This is a genomic window from Sphingomonas sp. BK036 (assembly GCF_004216825.1).
Lineage (GTDB): Bacteria > Pseudomonadota > Alphaproteobacteria > Sphingomonadales > Sphingomonadaceae > Sphingomonas.
In genome coordinates, this window is sequence record NZ_SGXR01000003.1 from 1,163,708 (window position 1) to 1,183,343 (window position 19,636).

The 19,636-nt window shown below is 66.5% G+C and carries 24 protein-coding genes; 14 read left to right on the top strand and 10 right to left on the bottom strand.

Annotation, left to right across the window (positions count from 1 at the left end; all coding sequences use genetic code 11):
• The first annotated feature begins 443 nt into the window (after positions 1–443).
• The 8 genes from EV283_RS05475 to EV283_RS05505 all read left to right on the top strand — a co-directional run bounded on the left by EV283_RS05475 (position 444) and on the right by EV283_RS05505 (position 6,523).
• Positions 444–1,343, top strand: coding sequence for a heme o synthase (locus tag EV283_RS05475; protein ID WP_130323283.1), 900 nt, complete (start codon positions 444–446; stop codon positions 1,341–1,343).
• Entirely contained in the window at positions 1,340–1,486 is a 147-nt protein-coding gene (locus EV283_RS19065; protein WP_165391695.1) for a hypothetical protein, read from the top strand. Before EV283_RS05475 ends, EV283_RS19065 begins: the two co-directional genes overlap by 4 nt.
• Positions 1,486–2,037: a cytochrome c oxidase assembly protein gene (locus EV283_RS05480; protein WP_130323285.1), complete on the top strand. Its 552-nt coding sequence runs from the start codon at positions 1,486–1,488 to the stop codon at positions 2,035–2,037. Before EV283_RS19065 ends, EV283_RS05480 begins: the two co-directional genes overlap by 1 nt.
• Positions 2,038–2,066: 29 nt before the next feature.
• Positions 2,067–2,993, top strand: a complete 927-nt coding sequence (locus EV283_RS05485; protein ID WP_130323287.1) for a cytochrome c oxidase subunit 3 — start codon at positions 2,067–2,069, stop codon at positions 2,991–2,993.
• A 240-nt stretch (positions 2,994–3,233) separates the two neighbouring features.
• Positions 3,234–3,617, top strand: a complete 384-nt coding sequence (locus EV283_RS05490) for a DUF983 domain-containing protein (protein ID WP_130323289.1) — start codon at positions 3,234–3,236, stop codon at positions 3,615–3,617.
• Positions 3,614–4,246, top strand: a complete 633-nt coding sequence (locus tag EV283_RS05495) for an SURF1 family cytochrome oxidase biogenesis protein (RefSeq protein ID WP_347400201.1) — start codon at positions 3,614–3,616, stop codon at positions 4,244–4,246. The genes EV283_RS05490 and EV283_RS05495 overlap by 4 nt, the downstream gene beginning before the upstream one ends.
• A 10-nt stretch (positions 4,247–4,256) precedes the next feature.
• Positions 4,257–5,657 carry a threonine synthase gene (gene thrC, locus EV283_RS05500; RefSeq protein WP_130323291.1) on the top strand — a complete coding sequence of 467 codons (1,401 nt, stop codon included), beginning with the start codon at positions 4,257–4,259 and terminating at the stop codon, positions 5,655–5,657.
• A complete protein-coding gene (locus EV283_RS05505) occupies positions 5,654–6,523 on the top strand; it encodes a class I SAM-dependent methyltransferase (RefSeq protein ID WP_130323293.1) in 870 nt (289 codons plus the stop codon). Before thrC ends, EV283_RS05505 begins: the two co-directional genes overlap by 4 nt.
• Before the next feature lie 175 nt (positions 6,524–6,698).
• On the opposite strand, the gene EV283_RS05510 is transcribed toward EV283_RS05505, so the two are convergent.
• The 3 genes from EV283_RS05510 to rpsD form a co-directional block, all read right to left on the bottom strand.
• A complete protein-coding gene (locus EV283_RS05510) occupies positions 6,699–7,676 on the bottom strand; it encodes an agmatine deiminase family protein (protein ID WP_130323295.1) in 978 nt (325 codons plus the stop codon).
• On the bottom strand, positions 7,677–9,308 hold the full coding sequence (locus EV283_RS05515; protein WP_130323297.1) for a M28 family peptidase: 1,632 nt from the start codon (positions 9,306–9,308) through the stop codon (positions 7,677–7,679).
• A 130-nt stretch (positions 9,309–9,438) separates the two neighbouring features.
• Positions 9,439–10,053 carry a 30S ribosomal protein S4 gene (gene rpsD, locus EV283_RS05520; RefSeq protein WP_056017869.1) on the bottom strand — a complete coding sequence of 205 codons (615 nt, stop codon included), beginning with the start codon at positions 10,051–10,053 and terminating at the stop codon, positions 9,439–9,441.
• Positions 10,054–10,246: 193 nt separating this feature from the next.
• On the opposite strand from rpsD, the gene EV283_RS05525 reads away from it, so the two are divergent.
• Complete coding sequence (locus EV283_RS05525; RefSeq protein WP_130323299.1) at positions 10,247–10,546, top strand: chorismate mutase; 300 nt, start codon at positions 10,247–10,249, stop codon at positions 10,544–10,546.
• A 121-nt stretch (positions 10,547–10,667) separates the two neighbouring features.
• On the opposite strand, the gene EV283_RS05530 is transcribed toward EV283_RS05525, so the two are convergent.
• The 5 genes from EV283_RS05530 to rpiB all read right to left on the bottom strand — a co-directional run bounded on the left by EV283_RS05530 (position 10,668) and on the right by rpiB (position 14,391).
• Positions 10,668–11,804, bottom strand: coding sequence for a TrmH family RNA methyltransferase (locus tag EV283_RS05530; RefSeq protein WP_130323301.1), 1,137 nt, complete (start codon positions 11,802–11,804; stop codon positions 10,668–10,670).
• 195 nt (positions 11,805–11,999) lie between these two features.
• Positions 12,000–12,464 (bottom strand): transcriptional regulator NrdR, encoded by a 465-nt coding sequence (gene nrdR / locus EV283_RS05535; protein WP_056412833.1) that lies wholly within the window; start codon positions 12,462–12,464, stop codon positions 12,000–12,002.
• Complete coding sequence (locus EV283_RS05540; protein WP_130323303.1) at positions 12,465–12,644, bottom strand: hypothetical protein; 180 nt, start codon at positions 12,642–12,644, stop codon at positions 12,465–12,467.
• A 5-nt stretch (positions 12,645–12,649) separates the two neighbouring features.
• The gene (gene glyA / locus EV283_RS05545) at positions 12,650–13,960 is read right to left on the bottom strand and encodes a serine hydroxymethyltransferase (protein ID WP_130323305.1); all 1,311 of its coding nucleotides are present in this window, start codon (positions 13,958–13,960) and stop codon (positions 12,650–12,652) included.
• Entirely contained in the window at positions 13,957–14,391 is a 435-nt protein-coding gene (gene rpiB, locus EV283_RS05550; protein WP_130323307.1) for a ribose 5-phosphate isomerase B, read from the bottom strand. Before rpiB ends, glyA begins: the two co-directional genes overlap by 4 nt.
• A gap of 110 nt (positions 14,392–14,501) precedes the next feature.
• On the opposite strand from rpiB, the gene EV283_RS05555 reads away from it, so the two are divergent.
• From EV283_RS05555 to EV283_RS05575, 5 genes are read left to right on the top strand one after another with little or no spacing between them, the layout of a single operon-like run.
• Entirely contained in the window at positions 14,502–14,969 is a 468-nt protein-coding gene (locus EV283_RS05555; protein WP_242615793.1) for a hypothetical protein, read from the top strand.
• A 10-nt stretch (positions 14,970–14,979) separates the two neighbouring features.
• Positions 14,980–15,549 (top strand): sigma-70 family RNA polymerase sigma factor, encoded by a 570-nt coding sequence (locus EV283_RS05560; RefSeq protein ID WP_130323311.1) that lies wholly within the window; start codon positions 14,980–14,982, stop codon positions 15,547–15,549.
• Entirely contained in the window at positions 15,542–16,240 is a 699-nt protein-coding gene (locus tag EV283_RS05565) for an anti-sigma factor (RefSeq protein ID WP_242615794.1), read from the top strand. Before EV283_RS05560 ends, EV283_RS05565 begins: the two co-directional genes overlap by 8 nt.
• Positions 16,240–16,716 (top strand): DUF3429 domain-containing protein, encoded by a 477-nt coding sequence (locus tag EV283_RS05570; protein WP_130323315.1) that lies wholly within the window; start codon positions 16,240–16,242, stop codon positions 16,714–16,716. Before EV283_RS05565 ends, EV283_RS05570 begins: the two co-directional genes overlap by 1 nt.
• Positions 16,717–16,747: 31 nt before the next feature.
• Complete coding sequence (locus EV283_RS05575; RefSeq protein ID WP_130323317.1) at positions 16,748–17,320, top strand: Uma2 family endonuclease; 573 nt, start codon at positions 16,748–16,750, stop codon at positions 17,318–17,320.
• Between the two features lie 3 nt (positions 17,321–17,323).
• Here the strand turns inward: EV283_RS05575 and hemA are convergent, their stop codons facing one another.
• The gene (gene hemA, locus EV283_RS05580; RefSeq protein ID WP_130323319.1) at positions 17,324–18,586 is read right to left on the bottom strand and encodes a 5-aminolevulinate synthase; all 1,263 of its coding nucleotides are present in this window, start codon (positions 18,584–18,586) and stop codon (positions 17,324–17,326) included.
• 136 nt (positions 18,587–18,722) lie between these two features.
• Positions 18,723–19,511 (bottom strand): glutamate racemase, encoded by a 789-nt coding sequence (gene murI / locus EV283_RS05585; RefSeq protein ID WP_130323321.1) that lies wholly within the window; start codon positions 19,509–19,511, stop codon positions 18,723–18,725.
• Positions 19,512–19,636 lie beyond the last annotated feature (125 nt).

Here is a 19,636-nt window from a genome sequence, read left to right on the forward strand (position 1 = left end):
TGTGGGCGGAGAATCTGATTTTGGCTCAGGTAGTGGCGACGCTGATGCCGTCTTTTCGGGCGGAGGCGGCGGGGGTGGCTTTTGCAGCGCAGCAGACGAATACTGGAATCCTACCGAATTTGGACAGTATCTCGCCCCGACGCTGCACCCGGCCACTATCAGACCGACCGCGATAGCCGCCCCTATCCTTTTCATACCCAACCCTTGTATATATCACTCCGCGACTCAATAATTACGATGCTAGTATCGTCTTACCTATTATTTACCACTCTACCGCGAGACACTAGATCGAAGATTGATCCACTTTGAAGGCCAACTTTCTACTTCGGCTTTCGCACTTAGATCTCGCCAACTCCGCCTTACGAAGTCGGACAACGCGGCTTCCGAGACGACCATGCATGGCTTTCCCCAAGGCCATCGAAAGGGTATAGCGTACCCGAACCATGACTCCTGCCACCCCCCTTCTTCCACCGGCGCATTGGCGCGATTTCCTTGCGCTGACGAAGCCGCGCGTGATGACGCTCGTCGTCTTCACCGGACTGTGCGGCATGCTCGCCGCGCCCGTTGGCGTGCATCCGGTGATCGGCTTCACCGCGATCCTGTGCATTGCCCTGGGCGCAGGCGCCGCCGGCGCGCTCAACCAGTGGTATGAATCGGATATCGATGCGGTGATGCGCCGCACAGCGAAGCGTCCGCTCCCCGATGGCCGGATGGACCGCCAGGCTGCACTCCATTTCGGCGTCGGGCTCGGCGCATTCTCGGTGCTGTTCATGGGCGTCGCGGTGAACCTGGTCGCCGCCGCGATCCTGACCGTCTCGATCCTGTTCTACGTGCTGGTCTACACCGTCTGGCTCAAGCGTCGCACGCCGCAGAACATTGTCATCGGCGGTGCCGCGGGCGCTTTTCCGCCGCTGATCGGCTGGGCTGCGGCGACCGGCGACATCGCGCTGCTACCTGTCTTGCTGTTCCTGTTCGTGTTCCTGTGGACGCCACCGCATTTCTGGGCACTCGCGCTGTTCATGAAGAGCGATTACGCCGCCGCCGGCGTGCCAATGCTCCCGGTCGTCTCGGGTGAGCGCACCACGCGGACGCAGATCGGCCTCTACACCATCCCGATGGCCGCGGTCGCGATCCTGCCCTGGCCGCTCGGGCTGACGGGGCCGATCTACGGCATCGCGGCGGTGCTGCTGACCGGCTGGTTCGCGCTGCTCGCCGTCAGGGTTGCCAAACGCACCACGCATGCCGACGATGCGATGAAACCGGAGAAGGCCTTGTTCAAATACTCGATCCTGTATCTGTTCGTGATGTTCGGCGCGCTGGTCGTCGACCGGTGGTTCGCATGACGCCATTGGAGCCCAACCAGGCCGACCTGATCCGCAGCCGCCAGCGCGGGCGGGCGCGCGTGATGGCGCTGCTGCTCGGCGCGTTCGTCATCCTGATCTTCGCTGTCTCGATCGCCAAGATCCGCGCGGGCATGCCGCACTGATGGCCGGCTGGAAGGCCATGTCGCGCACCAATCGCACCGCGGCACTCGCGGTGCTGTTCATCTGTTTCATGACCGGGCTCGCCTGGGCGAGCGTACCGCTCTACCGCTTGTTCTGTTCGGTCACCGGCCTCAACGGCACCACGCAGCGCGGGCTGGTCGCCCCCGGCGCGGTCGATCACCAGATCCGGGTCGATTTTGACACCAATGTCAGCCCCAAGCTGCCGTGGAAGTTCGCGCCCGAGAATCGCTCGGACACGATCGCGATCGGCGCGCGCGACATGGCGTTCTTCACCGCGACGAACACCTCGACAAAGCCTCTTACCGGCACCGCGACGTTCAATGTCCAGCCTGCGCAGGCGGGCAAGTATTTCACCAAGATCCAGTGTTTCTGCTTCACGCAGCAGACGCTCAAGCCCGGCGAGACCGCTCGGATGCCGGTGATCTTTTTCGTCGATCCCAAGATCCTGAGCGACCCGGACGCAGCCGATATCCAGACGATCACGCTAAGCTATACGTTTTACCCGGTGGATTCCGCGAAAAACGCAAGCTAGGACGGGCGCAAAGAGAATAGGGGAGTTCCATGGCCGGCGCTAAGAACCACGATTATCATATCCTGCCACCCAGCGTTTGGCCGTTGGTCGGATCGATGTCCGCGCTGATCATGGCGGTCGGCGGTATCATGTGGATGCACGGCGGCCATATCGACAAGCCCAATGGCGGCGGCTGGATCTTCTTCATCGGCCTCGCCGGGCTGCTTTTCACCTTCTACAGCTGGTGGGCGCAGGTCATCAAGGAAGCCCATGCGGGCGATCATACCCCCGTCGTCCAGCTTCACTTCCGCTATGGCATGATCCTGTTCATCGCCTCCGAGGTGATGTTCTTCGTCGGCTGGTTCTGGGCGTTCTTCGACTTCTCGCTGTTCCCAACCGCGATGACCTATGCCGATGGCAGCGTGACGCGCGCGGTCGAAGGCGGCGCGGCGATGATCGCGCAGTGGCCGCCCAAGGGCCTGACGGTCATCAACCCGTTCGAACTGCCGCTGCTCAACACGCTGATCTTGCTCACCTCGGGCACCACCGTGACCTGGGCGCACCATGCGCTGATCCACAATCAGCGCGGCGGCGAGAAGACCGGCGCCTGGGGCCTGATCGGCGTCGGCAACCGCGATGGCGTTCTCAAGGGGCTGTGGCTCACCGTGATCCTCGGCGTGCTGTTCAGTTCGATCCAGGCGTATGAGTATGTCCACGCGCCGTTCCCGTTCAAGGGAATCAACTATGGCGCGGCATTCTTCATGGCGACCGGCTTCCACGGCTTCCATGTCCTGATCGGCACGATCTTCCTGATCGTCTGCCTGGTGCGCGCCTATCGCGGCGACTTCACCCCGCGCCAGCATTTCGGCTTCGAGGCGGCGGCGTGGTACTGGCATTTCGTCGATGTCGTGTGGCTGTTCCTGTTCGTCACCGTCTATGTCTGGGGCGGCTGGGGCGCCCCCGTCCACGGCGGTTGAGCTTTTACGGTATCTTGCACCACCCCGGTGAAGGCCGGGGCCCAATTGGGAAGGTCGCAGTAACGAAAAGCTGTCTTGCGTTAGCAACGTCTCCCAATTGGGCCCCGGCCTTCGCCGGGGTAGAAGGTAATGATGGCGGGGGGCCACCCGCCCCTCCCGCCCCTTGTTCTCCCGCGAAGGCGGGAGCCCAGTCTGGGTCCCCGCCTTCGCGGGGATACAAGCGAAGGGAGATCTGACAGCATGACGCAAGACCCCTACCCGCTCGCCACCGCCCCCACGATCGCGCAGGTCGCGCTCAAGGGCCTGTGCCCGCGCTGCGGCAAGCCCACCCTCTTCGCGAAATGGTCCAACTTCGCCGACCGCTGCCCGAACTGCGGTCTCGACTTCTCCAAGTTCAACGTCGGCGACGGCCCCGCCGCATTCCTGACGCTGATCTTGGGCGCACTTGTCGTCGCGCTTGCGATCACGCTGGAACTCAAGGTTCATCCCCCGCTCTGGCTCCACATGCTGATCTGGATCCCCTTCACCGCGGGCGGCGTGATCCTGTCGCTGCGCGCCGCAAAGGGTGCGTTGATGTCCGCCGAATATCGCAACGCCGCGCGCGAGGGCAGAATCGAACCGTGACCCGTCCTTCGCGTATTCCCGTCATCCCGACGATCCTCGTCACGCTTGCGATCGCGGCGATGATCGGCCTCGGCCTGTGGCAATTGCTCGATCGCCTCCCGAAAAAGGAAGCGTTCCTCGCGCAGCTCGTCGCCAACCCCGCCAAGCCGCCCATGGCGTTCCCGCGCCTTCCCGACGAGACGCTCCTGTTCCGCCGCGCGTCGGGCCTCTGCCTCCAGCCCACCGCCATCACGCTCGCCGGCGCGGGCAAATCGGGCTTCCGCGCGATCGCGCAGTGCCGGACTGGCGCCGAAGGACCCGGCATGATCGTCCAGCTCGGCACCACGCGCGATCCGATGGCGAAGATCGCCTGGGCGGGCGGCGAAGTCTCGGGGTTCATCAGCCACGCGCCCGACGGCCGCTCGCTGATCGGATCGCTGTTCGATCATACGCCGCAGCGCCTCATGCTGGTCGCGGACACCCCGCAAGCCGGGCTCAGCCCCAACGGCCGACCCGACATCGCGTCGGTCCCGAACAATCACCTCGCGTACGCCGGCCAGTGGTTCTTTTTTGCCGCGATCGCCGCGATCATTTATGTCCTTGCGATAGCCAAGCGGCGCAACCTTGTGTCGAAAGCCTCGTCCCGCTAACCGGCTGGCCATGCGTTACATCAGCACCCGCGGTTCCGCCCCCGTCCTCGATTTCGAAGCCGCGACGCTCGCCGGCCTCGCCTCCGACGGCGGCCTGTACCTGCCCGAGGCCTGGCCGACGATGACCCGCGACGAGATCGTGGCCCTCGCCGACCTCTCCTATGTCGACACCGCGGTCGCGGTGATGGCGCCGTTCGTCGGCGACGCCATGACCCGCGAGGAACTGAAGGCACTCTGCGACGAGGCCTATGGCCGCTTCTCGCACGCCGCGGTCGTGCCGCTGGTCCAGCTCGACCACGACCAGTGGCTGCTCGAGCTGTTCCACGGCCCGACGCTTGCGTTCAAGGACGTCGCGCTCCAGCTGCTGGGGCTCTTCTTCGAACGCTTCCTTGCGGGCACGGACAAGCGCCTGACGATCGTCGGCGCGACCAGCGGCGACACCGGCTCGGCGGCGATCGACGCGGTCGCAGGGCGCGAGGGCATCGACATCTTCATGCTCCACCCCGTCGGCCGCATCTCCGACGTGCAGCGCCGCCAGATGACCACAGTGCTCAGCCCCAACGTCTACAACATCGCGATCGAAGGCAGCTTCGACGACGCGCAGGCGCTCGTGAAGGCGATGTTCAACGATCGCGCCTTCTCGACCAAGTTCGCGCTGTCCGCGGTGAACTCGATCAACTGGGCCCGGCTGATGGCGCAGGTGGTGTATTTCTTCTACGCCGCGGTCCGCCTCGGCGCGCCCGATCGCGAGGTGGCGTTCGCAGTCCCCACGGGCAATTTCGGCGACGTGTTCGCAGGCTATGTCGCGGCGAAGATGGGCCTCCCCGTCGCCAAGCTGGTCGTCGCGACCAACGTCAACGATATCCTCCACCGCGCGCTCAGCACCGGCGATTATTCGAAGGGTGGCGTCCAGCAGACCCCGACCCCGTCGATGGATATCCAGGTGAGCTCGAACTTCGAACGCCTGTTGTTCGATCTTGGTAGCCGTGATGGCGCGGCGTTGGCAACGCAGATGGCGGGCTTCGAATCCTCGGGTGCGATGCGCCTCACCAACGCGCAGTCCGAAGGGGCCGCGGCGCTCTTCCAGAGCGACCGCGTCGACCTCGACGACATGACGCTCGCCATGCGCTGGGCGCACGAGCATGCGGGGCAGGTCATCGATCCGCACACCGCGATCGGGCTCGCCGCCGCGTTGCGCATCGACGTGCCCGCCGGCGTGCCGGTCGTGACGCTCGCCACGGCGCACCCCGCCAAGTTCGGCGATGCGGTCGAGCGCGCCACCGGCGTCCGGCCCTCGCTGCCCGCGCGCGTCGGCGACCTGTTCGATCGCGAGGAGCGCTACGCGACGCTGCCCGCGACGTTCGAGGCGATCACCGCCTATATCACCGAGCGGGCGAGGCCGTCGGCATGAAGCTGCACACACTTATCGGCGAACCCTGGCCCGATTACGGCCTGATCGACTCAGGGCACGGCAAGAAGCTCGAACGCTATGGCCGCTTCCGCTTCATTCGCCCCGAACCGCAGGCGATGTGGGCGCCCGCCTCGACCGACTGGAAGGCGCAGGGCGAATTCGTCCCCGGCTCCGACGAGGATGGCGGCGGCCGTTGGGAATTTTCGGAACCCGTCCCCCGCGAGGGCTGGACGCTCAAGTGGAACGAGGTGTCCTACACCGCGCAGACCACCCCGTTCCGCCATCTCGGCTTCTTCCCCGACATGGCGCCGGTGTGGAGCTGGATGCGCGAACGCGTAGCGGGGCTCGACAGTCCCGAGTGCATGAACCTGTTCGGCTATACCGGCGTCGGCACGCTGGCGATGGCGACCAAGGGCGTCCGCATGGTCCACGTCGATGCGTCGAAAAAGTCGGTGGAGGCGGCCAAGGCCAACGCCAAGCTGTCGGGCATGGCCGACGCGCCGATCCGCTGGATGACCGACGACGCAGCGAAGTTCGTCGCGCGCGAAGTGCGCCGCGGGCGCCGGTACGACGGCATCCTGCTCGATCCGCCCAAATATGGTCGCGGGCCGGAGGGTGAGGTGTGGCGTCTCGAGGAAGACCTCCCCAAGCTCATCGCCGACTGCCGCAAGCTGCTCGACGAGAATTCGCGTTTCCTGTTCCTGACGGTCTACGCGGTGCGGATGTCCGCGCTGGCGATCGGCGAATTGCTCAACCAGGTGTTCGCGGATTTGCCCGGCAAGGTCGAAGTGGGCGAACTCGGCGTCCGCGAGGAAGCGCGCGGCCTGACGCTGCCGACCGCGATCTGGGCCCGCTGGAGCCGCTAGCTCCCGCGTGCGACCTGCCACTACATCGTAACCACCCCGGCGAAGGCCGGGGTCCCGTTGGGAGACGGTGCTGACGACGCGCAACGCGGCGTTACTGCGACCTTTCCAACTGGACCCCGGCCTTCGCCGGGGTGGTGGTTGGTTTAAAGGGTATCACCCATCACGGCAGACGGACTTACCCCGGGATCTGCTGCGAGATGCAGTGGAAGCTGCCGCCGCCCGTCAGGATATGATCCGCGCGCTGCCCGACGACCTCGCGGTCCGGGAACAGCGCCTGGATCGCCACCACCGCCGCCTGGTCGTTCTCGGCCCCGTACAGCGGCACCACCACCGCGGCGTTGCCGATATAGAAGTTCATGTAGCTCGCCGGCACGACCTCCTCGTCGCGCAGCACGCGGCCCGGCGACGGGATCGTCACGACCTCCAGCCCGGCGGCCGCAGCATCACGCGCGGCGTTCTGATACACCTGCCAGTTGGGATCGTTGTCGGCCGCCTGCGGGATCGCCACACGTCCCTCGCCGACGAACCGCGCAAGGTTGTCGACATGCCCGTCGGTATGATCGTTGACCAACCCGTCCCCCAGCCAGACGACGCGCGTGTAGCCGAGATCCGACGCCAGCCGCGCCTCGATCTCTTCCTTGTTCAACGACGGATTGCGGTTGCGGTTGAGCAGGCACTGCTGGGTCGTGACGACCGTCCCGGTGCCGTCGCCATCGATCGCGCCGCCTTCGAGGACCCATTCACACGGCTCGACGCGCTTGTGACGGCTCTCCGCCAGCCGCTGCCCGATCGTGTCGTCACCCGGCAGGTCGTATTTCCCGCCCCAGCCGTTGAACTGGAAATCGCGCGCGCTACCGTCGGCGACGATGATCGGCGCGGTATCGCGCAGCCAGATGTCGCCGAACGGCTCGACCACGACCTCCGCGAACGGCGCGAGCCGCTTGGCGGTGGTCGCCGACCCGGCATCCGCCGCGACCAGGATCACCGTCTCACCGCGGCCCTCGGCATGCACCGCCTTGGCAAACGCGACGACCTCGTCGCGCGCGGGCTCCAGATCGTCCAGCCACAGGTCCGCATGGCTCGGAAAGCCGATCCAGACGGCCTTGTGGTGCGCCCATTCGGCTGGCGTAGAGACGGCGGTAGTCGTGGTCACTTACTTGGCTCCTGCACGATCGCGGTCACGAATGCCGCGGAATTCGGCGGTCTTATACCAGTTCGGCCACAGACTGGTATCGTCCGCGAGCTTGCGCCCAAGCCCGTAATAGATCCCCAGATCCTCGACCGCGCCCGACCAATCCCATTTGGCGTCATATTCGTCGGCCGGCTTGTGATAGCGGTGCGCGACATAGTCCTCGCGCGCGGCATGCCCCGCCGCGGTCCCGCCGACGACCAGATCCTCGCCGCTGCCGCCGTCGAGCATCGGCACGCCCAGCTTGGCGAAGCTGAAATGATCCGACCGGTAATAGCCGCCGCGCTCAGGGTTCGCCTCGACCCCGATCACGCGGCCCTCGGCGGCGACGAACGGCTTCACCAGATCCTCGATCTCCGACTTGCCCGCGCCGGCCAGCACGAAATCCTTCGCGCGCCCGTCGACGTTCAGCACGTCCATGTTCACGCCACCCACGGTGTGCGCGAGCGGATAGATCGGATGCTCGGCATAATAGCGCGATCCGAGCAGCCCCGATTCCTCCGCCGTCACCGCGAGGAACGCGATCGAGCGCTTGGCGGGCCCCGCCTTCACCTGCGCCTCGGCCAGCGCGACCAGCCCGGCGATACCCGTCGCATTGTCCGCCGCACCGTTGCAGATATCGTCGCCATCGACCGCGTCGCAGCGGCCGAGATGATCCCAATGCGCGGAGTACAGCACGTAATCGTTCGGCGCAGTCGTGCCCGGCAACACGCCGATGACGTTCTTCGACGCCTGGCGCTTAATTGTGTTGGTGAACCCGCCCGACAGCTTCAGCCCGAGCGGGACTGCCTTGAACCCCTTCACCTTCGCCGCCGCTGCCAGCGTCGCGTAATCCTTACCCGCGCTCGCGAACACGCGCTCGGCGGACGCCTTCTGCATCCAGCCGACGATCTGCGACTGGTCGAGATGATCGCCCTTCTCGTCCAGCTCGAGCTGCGGCCCGGTCCAGGACGACTGCACCACCGCCCAGGGGTAGGCCGCCGGCTCGGTATCATGGACGATGATCGCCGCCGCGGCGCCATGCTTGGCGGCGTTCTCGAACTTGTACGGCCAGCGCCCGTACCAGGTCATCGCGCGGCCCTCAAACGGCCCCTCACGCGACATCGTCTGCCAGTCGGCGTCGTTGATGAGGATGACGACGGTCTTGCCCTTCACGTCGGTGCCCGCATAATCGTCCCAGCCCTTTTCGGGCGCGGTGATGCCGTAGCCAACGAACACGACGTCGCTGTTCGCGACCGACACCTTCGGCACGACGCGGTAGGTGCCCGCAACCATGTCGGTGCGGAAGTTCAGGCTGACGGGCGTCTTGCCGCCGGAAAAGACATAGGGCTGCACGTTGCCCGCGGTGATCTGTACCATCGGCACGTCCTGCGTCCACTGGCCCTTGTTGCCGGGCTTGAGCCCCGCCGCCTTCATCCGCTCGACGATATACGCGACCGTCTTGGCCTCCGCGGGCGTCGTCGGTGCACGGCCTTCATACGCATCCGACGACAGCACCTGCGTGACGGTCTTGAGCGTCTCGACCGAGATCGCCGGGGTCGTTTGCGCGGACGCGGCGGTCCCGAGCAGCAACAGAGACAGGATGGCAGCGCGCATGGTCATTTCCCCAATGAGTTGCGCGGGTTCTGGCAGCGGTACGCGCGCCTGTCCACGCAGCGAAACGCCGCAACGAAAAAGGGCGGCCCCGCAGGACCGCCCTTTTCCTCGTATCGATCGGACCGAAAGATCAGCGCGAGTAGAACTCGACGACCAGGTTCGGCTCCATCTTCACCGGGTAAGGCACTTCGTCGAGCGTCGGGACGCGCGTGAAGGTAACCTTGGCCGCACCATCGGGAGCGACGTAATCGGGGATTTCGCGCTCGGCGAGGCTCTGTGCTTCCATCACCAGCGCCATTTCCTGCGCCTTCGAACCCAGCGTGATCTCGTCGCCGACGAAGCAGCGACGCGATGCGATGTTGCACTTCACGCCGTTGACGCGGATGTGGCCGTGCGAAACGATCTGGCGCGCTGCGAAAATCGTCGGCGCGAACTTGGCGCGGTAGACGATCATGTCGAGACGCTGCTCGAGCAGGCCGATCAGGTTCTGCGAGGTATCGCCCTTCAGACGAGCCGCCTCATGGTAGCACGCGCGGAACTGCTTCTCGGTCACGTCGCCGTAGTAGCCCTTGAGCTTCTGCTTGGCGCGCAGCTGGATGCCGAAATCGCTGACCTTGCCCTTGCGGCGCTGGCCGTGCTGGCCCGGGCCGTATTCGCGCTTGTTGACCGGCGACTTGGGACGACCCCAGATGTTCTCGCCCATACGGCGATCGAGTTTGTACTTCGCGCTTTGACGCTTCGACATAATATAACCTTTGCAAATGCAAACAACGTTGGTCCCGGTATCGCTCTGCTGGTCGTCGTTATGACCCAAGGGTCCGGACAAGGCAGGGCCACCGCTTCACCGGGGTGCAGGGCCATTGCGAAGGCGGGCGCCTAGACGCCGCGCCCGCCAGAGTCAAGCTGGACAGGCTGCGGGCCGCTCGGCAAGAGGCGGCATGACCATCCTATCCGGACCCGACTGCACCATCATGACCGAGGTCCGCGCGGGCGTCGACGCGCTCGACCGCGAGCTCGTCGCACTCCTGGCGCGGCGCTTCGCCTATATGGACGCCGCCGCCCGCATCAAACCTGAGCGGGGGCATGTGCGCGACGAAGCGCGCAAGACACAGGTGATCGAGAATGCGCGTGCCGAGGCCGCGCGGCTGGGGTTGCCGGATGAAGCGATCGCGGATCTGTGGGAAGGGCTGGTCGAGGCGTCGATCGCGTATGAACTGGCGGCGTTCGACCGGCGCTGAGACGGGCTGCGGAGGACGCCGCCGCCCCGCTCCCGTCATCCTGGACTTGATCCAGGATCCAGAGCCACAAACGCCGCGCTCTGCGGCTCTGAATCCTGGGTCGAGCCCGGGATGACATAGCTCAAACCCGCGGCTTCTTCCCCGCCAGCGACGACAGCACGCCGCGCATCGTCCGGATCTCCTGGCTCGACCAGCCAGGCTTGGTCAGCAGCGTGCGCAGCGTCCGCCGAGTCGTCTGGATCTTGTCCGGCGGATAGAAGAACCCCGCCCCCATCAGCATCGTATCGAGCTGCCCGATCATCCCGTCGAGCTCCTCCTGCGGCGCGGGCGGCATGATCGGGTTGATCGACGGCTGGCTCAGCTCGCGCTCCGCGGTCAGCCCCTTCGACCACTCATACGCAACCAGAATCACCGCCTGGGCAAGGTTGAGCGACCCGAACTCCGGATTGATCGGCACCGTGATGATCGTCCGCGCGACCGCGACGTCATCGGTTTCAAGCCCGGAGCGTTCCGGTCCGAACAGGATCGCGGAGCGGCCTGGCGCAGCATGGATCTCGGTCGCGGCCTGTTCGGGGGTGACGACGGGCTTGGTCACGCCCCGCTTGCGCACCGTGGTGGCGAACACCTGCGCGCAGTCCGCAGTGGCGGCCGCGACGCTATCATAGACCTGCGCATTCTGGAGCACGATGCCCGCGCCACTCGCGGCGGGGCCCGCGGAGGGATTGGGCCAGCCGTCGCGCGGGGAGACGAGGCGCATCTCGACCAGCCCGAAATTGAGCATCGCGCGCGCGGCCTTGCCGATGTTTTCGCCGAGCTGGGGGCGGACGAGGACGATCACCGGGGGTGGGGTTACGTCCGCCAAGGTGCTTCGACTTCGCTCTGCACGAACGGGCGGGGGGAGTGTTTCACCAACAGTGGCTGGTGGTGAGGCGTCCTCCCCCCCCTCCGTTCGCCCTGAGCGAAGTCGAAGGGCCCGCTCCCGCGGGGGGATCGCCGCATCGTGCAGATCCGCCCAGTCACCGCGGGAGAGCGCTTCCTTCTTACGCCGCGACCAGCCCTTGACCTGGAATTCCGCCGCCATCGCTTCCTGTCGGGACGGGAAGTCCTGGCTCCACATCAGCGTCACCGGGCGGCGCGTCTGCGTGTAGCCCGCGACCTCGCCAAGGTTATGCTGGCCCACCCGGCGCTCGAGGTCGTCGGTGTGTCCGGTGTAATAACTGTCGTCGGCGCAGCGCACCATATAGGCCCAGAATGTCATGGCGGGGGCTTACGCGGTGGCGTGGTGGTCAAACAAGTCCTTCGACTTCGCTCAGGACGAACGGGGTGGGGATCCTGCGCGTCTCCACGAGCGCGCTGATTCTCGGGACCAAGTGGGTCGCAGGACCGTGCCCCATTCCGTTCGCCCTGAGCGAAGTCGAAGGGCCCCTCGCCAGGGGCCCAACCGACGCCCGGATCACTCCGCCCGCCCGACCTCCTCGACACTCCCGGCAAACGCCTCGAAGTCCTTCGCCTCGCTGAAATCCCGATACACGCTCGCAAACCGGATATACGCGACCGAATCGAGCCCCTTGAGCCCGTCCATCACCATTTCGCCGATCCGCTTCGACGTCACGTCGTTCTCGCCCAGCGTCTCGAGCCGCCGCTGGATTCCGCTCACGAGCTTGTCGATCCGCCCCGCCTCGATCGCCCGTTTCCGCGTCGCAATCGACAAAGACCGGAGCAGCTTCTCCCGGTCGAACGGCTCCCTGCGCCCCTCGCTCTTCAACACGAACAGTTCGCGCAGCTGGATGCGTTCGAACGTCGTGAAACGCGCCGCGCAGCCCTCGCACTGGCGCCGGCGCCGGATCGCCGCCCCGTCTTCGGTGGGGCGGCTGTCCTTTACCTGGCTGTCTTCATGTCCGCAAAAAGGGCAGCGCATTCAGACCTTCTTCTTGCCCTTGTAGTAGGCGTAGCCCGCGCCTGCGAGCGCACCGAAGATCGGGCCGATCACCGGCACCGGGATCGCCACGACCGCGCCGAGCGCGCTCCACTTGGCCATGCTCTTGCCGAGGCCGGGGGTCGCCTTGATGTCGTTCTGGATTTGGTCGATCTTCGACATGCTCATCATCCTTGATAGATCGGGAAGCGTGCGCACAGCGTGCGAACACGCGTCCGAACGTCCGCCTCGACCTCCGGGTCCCCATGCTCGCCCTTTTTCGCGAGCCCGTCCAGCACGTCGGCGACCATGTTGCCGATCTCGCGGAATTCGGCCGGACCGAAGCCGCGCGTGGTGCCCGCAGGGCTGCCGACGCGGATGCCGCTGGTCTTCATCGGCGGCAACGGGTCGTTGGGGATGCCGTTCTTGTTGCAGGTGATCCCCGCGCGCTCGAGCGCCTCGTCCGCATCGCGGCCGGTGATGCCGAGCGGGGTGAGGTCGATCAACGCCAGATGCGTGTCGGTGCCGCCCGAAACGACGTCCGAACCGCGCTCCTTGAGCGTTGCGGCCAAGACCTTCGCATTCTCGACGACGGCGGCGATATAGCTCTTGAAGTCGGGCTGGAGCGCCTCGCCGAACGCAACCGCCTTCGCTGCGATCACGTGCATCAGCGGCCCGCCCTGGAGACCCGGGAACACCGCCGAGTTGATCTTTTTCGCGATGGCCTCGTCATTCGTCATGATCATGCCGCCGCGGGGACCACGCAGCGTCTTGTGCGTGGTCGTCGTCACGACATGCGCGTGGCCGAACGGCGTCGGGTGCAGCCCGGCGGCGACGATGCCGGCGAAATGCGCCATGTCGACCATGAAATACGCGCCGACCTTGTCCGCGATCGCCCGGAAGCGCGCGAAGTCGATGACGCGCGGATAGGCCGAACCGCCCGCGATGATCAGTTTCGGCTGATGCTCGACCGCTAGCGCCTCGACCGCGTCGTAATCGATCAGGTGCGTGGTCGCATCGACGCCGTACTGGATCGCGTTGAACCACTTGCCCGACTGCGCGGGCTTGGCGCCGTGCGTGAGGTGGCCGCCGGCATCGAGGCTCATGCCGAGGATCGTGTCGCCCGGCTTCACCAGCGCGAGCATCACCGCGCCGTTCGCCTGCGCGCCCGAATGCGGCTGCACGTTGACGAACCCGCAGCCGAAGATCTGCTTGGCGCGCTCGATCGCGAGCGTCTCGACCGTGTCCGACGGCGCGCAGCCCTGGTAATAGCGCTTGCCCGGATAGCCTTCCGCATATTTGTTGGTGAACACCGAGCCCTGCGCCTCGAGCACCGCCTTCGAGACGATGTTCTCGGACGCGATCAGCTCGATCTGCGTCTGCTCGCGCTCGAGCTCGGCCTCGACGCCGGCGAAGACGGCGGCATCGGCAGCGGCGAGGCCGCGGGTGAAGAAGCCGTCCGGCTGGACGTCATGGAGCGTATTGGGCTGGGTGCTCATGCGGGGACCTTTAGCTTGTCGACACGGAGTTGATGACGGCCGCCGGCGAAATCGGCGGTCAGGAAGGCTTCGACGCAGGCCTTGGCCATTTCCTCGCCGATCAGGCGGGCGCCCATCGCGATGGCGTTGGCGTCGTTATGGATGCGCGCAAGGCTCGCCGACAGCGGCTCGGCGACGAGCGCGCAGCGGCAGGCGGGATTGCGGTTCGCGGCAATCGAGATGCCGATGCCAGACCCGCACAGCGCGATGCCGCGCTCGGCGCTGCCATCGGCGATCGCCGAGGCGAGCGTGTACCCGTAATCGGGATAATCGACGCTGGCGGTGCCTTCGGGGCCGAGATCGAGCACGTCGTGCCCTGCCTCGCGCAGCCACGCGGCAAGCACCGCTTTCAACGAAACGGCGGCGTGATCGGACGCGATGGCGATGCGCACCTGGCGTAATCCTGTGACGGGGGATCGGGTGCCCAGCCCTTTACCGAGCCGAGCCGGGATTTGCCACACCTGTTCGCAACCGTGGTAGACGGTGGATGAGGAGATCGCCCATGAAACCCCTGACCCTGCTGGCAATGCTCGCGCTGACCGGCTGCTCCGGCCCTGCGCCCGACACCAGCAGCGACGGCACCATGACGTCTGTCGGATCGGTCGAACGCAAGGTGGCAACGCCCAAGCCGAAGCCCGCGCCCGATTATGCCGGCCGCTGGATCGGCGTCGAGGGCATGGTCCTCGACATCGCCCCCGCCCCCACGCCCGCCGGCGCCGGCGCCCCCGCCCCCACGCCCGCCGGCGCGCCCGGCCGTTACACGCTCACGATGCAATGGGATCTCGACAACAGGGGCAGTTTCGACGGAGCCGCGGCCGGCGACACGATCACGTTCGATCGCAACGGCCTACGCGAAACGCTGCGTCCGACAGACGGCGCTGCGACCGGTTTGAAATATTTGGCGGGAAAAACCGACTGCCTCACCGTCAAGCCCGGCGAAGGCTATTGCCGCGACGGACTTAGCCGCTAGGCTCCCAACTGTGCCTATCACACATCTCAACGCCGATGCCGCGCGCGCGCACCTCTCCGAAGTGCTGCTGCGCACCGGGCAAGAGGACCGCGATGCGTTTCGCGAGCTCTATTCGCTGACCAGCGCGAAGCTTTTCGGCATCACGCACCGTATCTGCGGCAACGCCCAAGCCGCGGAGGATGTGCTGCACGAGGTCTATCTCACGATCTGGAAACGCGCCGGGGCCTGGGAACCCGGCCGCGCGAGCCCGATAACCTGGTTGGCGACGATCGCGCGCAACCGCGCCATCGACTGGCAGCGCGCGCAGGGCGTCCGCCGCACGAGCCCGCTCGACGACGCGCCCGACATCGCCGATCCCGGCGAAGGCGCCGAGGCGGGGATGCTGGCGAGCGAATCGTCGCGCGAACTGATCGAATGCCTCGACGGTCTCGAACCGCAGCAGCGCGACGCGATCCGCACCGCCTTCTTCGACGGCATCACCTACGCCGAACTGGCGATCAAGCGCGCGGTGCCGCTGGGCACGATGAAGAGCTGGGTCCGCCGCGGCCTCGCCCGCCTGAAGGATTGCCTCGGTGGCTGATCCCGACACCATCCCCGAAGACGTCGCCGCCGCCGAACTCGCGCTCGGGTTGCTCGACGGCGAAGAGCGCGGCGCAGCGCTTCGTCGAGTCCTCGCCGAACCCGGTTTTGCGGCCCAGGTCGAATGGTGGCGGTCGCGTTTCGCCGTGTTGTTCGATCTCTGGCGAGAGCACGCGGCCCCGCCGCATCTCGCCGCGCGGATCGAAGCCAGCCTCGACGGTCCAACGTCTACCACGGCCAGCCGCTTTGCCTGGCCCGCGCTGGCCGCCGTCACCAGTGCGATCGCCGCATCGCTGCTGCTGTTCGTCATGGTCCGCCCCGAACCGACCGTGCCCGTCTCACAACCGATCCCCGTCGCGCGCGCGACCAGCGTGCTCGTCGCGATGCTCGGCGATGCGAAGTCGCCCGTCGCCGCGGTCTACGATCCTGCGAACGGTGCGCTGCGCGTCGCAGCGGGCCCCGACGTTCCGGATGCCCGCGTCGCGCAGCTCTGGGTGATCGGCGGCGACGGCGTGCCGCATTCGCTCGGTCTGTTGTCGAGCCGTCCGACCGCGCTGGCACCGAAGGGCGTCGACCGCGGTCGCATCGCCCCCGGCGCGACGCTCGCGATCTCGGTCGAACCGCTCGGCGGCTCGCCGACCGGGCTGCCGACCGGTCCGGTCGTCGCGACCGGCGTGGTCGCGCGCGTCTGATGTCCGTGCGACCGCCGTATAGTGGGCCCGCGACCGGCGGCATCCCGCCGCTCGCGCGCCTGCTCGGCCTGAGCGGTCTGCTCCCGCAACTCGGCGCGGTCGCGCTGTTGCTGAGCGGCGATCCGCAAAGCCGGTTCTCCGCACTCGCGATCGCCTACGCCTATGCCGCGATCATCCTGAGCTTCCTCGGCGGCCTGTGGTGGGGCCTGGCGGCGCGCACCGAATCGCCGCCCCGCTGGCTCTGGTTCGCCAGCGTCGCCCCTTCGCTGATTGCGCTCGGCACGGCGTGGCCCTGGATGGTCGGCCTGCGCTGGCCCGGCCCCTCGCTGGTGGTGCTCGGCATCAGCCTGATCGCCGCGCTGCTCGTCGACCGCGCGCTCGTCCGCGACGGCATCGCACCGCCCGGCTGGATGGCGTTGCGCGTACCGCTGTCACTCGGGTTGGGCCTCCTGACGGTACTAGCGGCTATACTGTGACGCAGGTGCGCGGAGATGCTATATCGACGCTATGAGCGTCGCTGAGCACATCACCCAGCTGGCTTCCGGGCCCGCGCGATTCACCACCGCCGAGTTCATGGAACTCGTCCGTCATCCGCCGATCGCCGACTGGGTGGGCAAAGTCGAACTGGTCAACGGGGAGATTATGCGGATGTCGCCGGCCAACGTACCGCATTGGAACGCGCAACGTATCGCCTTCCTGCGGCTGCAATCCGCCTTCGTGGCGCTTGGCAGCGAATGGATCGTCGGGCAGGAGCCGACCGTCCGCCTGACCGGCGACACGCTGCGCGAACCGGATGTGGCTGTGCTTCGCGATCCTGATCTCCGCGCGACGTTTTTCGACCGCGTCGCGCTGTTCCTCGCCGTGGAGATCGCCGATACCAGCCTCGCGCTCGATCTCGGCGCCAAGCGGCGCGATTACGCCGAGGCGTTCGTACCGCATTATTGGGTCGTCGACATCGACGCGCGTCGCACGCACGTGATGGCCAAGCCCCGCGCTGGCGATTACGAGGACGGACGACTGATCCCGTTCGGCCAGCCTATCGCGATCCCCGACTTGAACATCGCTATCGTCGTCGACTGAGTCTCACGCCGCCTTGCGCAGGTCCAGCCGGCTCCAGATTTCCACCAGCGCATCGGTCAGTTCGCGCATCATCGCCTCGGTATGCGCAGGCCCCGGGGTGAACCGCAGCCGCTCGGTCCCGCGCGGCACGGTCGGGTAGTTGATCGGCTGCACGTACACGCCGTACTCGGCGAGCAGTACGTCGCTGATCTTCTTCGCCTTGACCGGATCGCCCACCATCAGCGGCACGATATGCGTGTCGCCGATCATCACCGGCAGCCCGGCGTCCTTGAGCATCGCCTTCAGCATCGCCGCTGCGGCCTGCTGCCCGTCACGCTCGACGCTCGACGCCTTCAGATGCCGCACGCTCGCCAGCACGCCCGCGACGAGCACCGGTGACAGCGAGGTCGTGAAGATGAACCCCGGCGCATAACTGCGGATCACGTCGACGATCGTGCGATCGGCGGCGATATAGCCGCCCATCACGCCGAAAGCCTTGCCCAGCGTCCCTTCCAGGATCGTGATCCGGTGCGCGACGTCGTCGCGTTCCGAAATGCCGCCGCCCCGCGCGCCGTACATCCCGACCGCATGGACTTCGTCGCAATAGGTCAGCGCGTTGTACCGGTCGGCGAGATCGCACATCGCGGAAATCGGCGCGATGTCGCCCTCCATCGAATACACGCTTTCGAACGCGATCAGTTTCGGCACCGCCGGGCCTTCCGCGGCGAGCAGCTCTTCGAGATGCGCGAGGTCGTTGTGGCGGAACACGCGCTTCTCGCAGCCCGAATTGCGGATGCCCGCGATCATCGACGCGTGGTTCAGCTCGTCCGAAAAGATGATGCAGCCCGGCAGGACCTTCGCCAGCGTCGCCAGCGTCGCCTCGTTCGAAACGTACCCGCTGGTGAACAGCAACGCGGCTTCCTTGCCGTGCAGGTCGGCAAGTTCGCCCTCCAGATCGACATGGTAATGCGTGTTGCCGCCGATGTTGCGCGTGCCGCCCGAGCCTGCGCCGACGTCGTGAAGCGCCTCTTCCATCGCCGCGATCACCTTGGGATGCTGGCCCATTGCGAGGTAATCGTTCGAGCACCAGACGGTGATCGGCTTCGGACCGTTATGCCCCGCGAAACAGCGCGCGTTCGGAAACGCGCCCTTGTTGCGGAGGATGTCGATGAACACGCGGTAGCGCCCCTCGGCATGCAACCGGTCGATCGCCTGCGTAAAGACGCGCGAATAATCGACTCGCGGACCGGTACTGCCGTCCGTTGCCGTTTTGCCTGCGATAATCATGGCCTTGGGCACTACGCCTCACTTTCACTCAGTTCCAGCGCAATACCGCTCTTACGGTGATCGCTTTCCTCGTCCTGGCAGCACATTGCCACGATGCGCCCGCGAAGCAAGGTGCCACATTGTCCCAGGCCGTCGCCTAAAGCTGCTCGATCTCGCCAAACCCGCGCGCCGCCAGCGCCGGTCCTAGCGCGCGTTCCTCGTCGCCCAACCGCGTGAAGACGGCGATGCCCTCGCCCGCGCCGGACCAGGTTTCGTCCTGCATCAAGTGAACGATCCGCCGCGCGATCCCGGGACCGCCGTCGACGAACCGCACGCCGGGCGCCGCCACCGCAAGCTCGGCCTCGACCAGCGGGAAATGCGTGCACGCGTTGACGATCACGTCGATCGAGTCGCCGCCGGGCTGCGAGAACAAGCCGTTGAGCACCGCGGCATAGCGCTCCGGCGCCACCGCCCGCCCGTGCAGCTTGGCCTCTGCCATCTCGACCAGCGCCGCCGATCCGTAGCGCAGCACCGTGCAATCGCCAGCGAACCTCGCCGCGAGATCGTCGACATAGGCCTGCCGCACCGTCGCCTCGGTCCCCAGCACGCCGATCGTCCGCGTGACCGACAATGCGGCGGCGGGCTTGATCGCCGGCACCGTTCCTACAACCGGCAGGTCGAGCGCCGCGCGTACCACGGGCAAGGCGATCGTCGAGGCAGTGTTGCAGGCGATCACGATCAACCGCGGCCGGTACCGCTCCGCCAGCCGCCCCAGCAACACCGGCACGCGCGCCGCGATCTCCGCCTCGCTCTTGGTGCCGTACGGAAAACCGGCCGAGTCGGCGGCGTAGACGAACGGCGCCTCAGGCAGCGCCGCGCGCGCGGGTCCGACGATCGACAATCCGCCGACACCGGAATCGAAGAACAGGATGGGGCGCGTGTCCATCCCCGCGCCTTAGGACGGATTGGCGCGTCTGAACCAGACCCGCCGTGCGATCGGCCGCCGATCGAGGCCATTTGCCGTCCGCCACGACTCGTTTATAAGCGCGGCCAGAACGGGGGACATGCTTG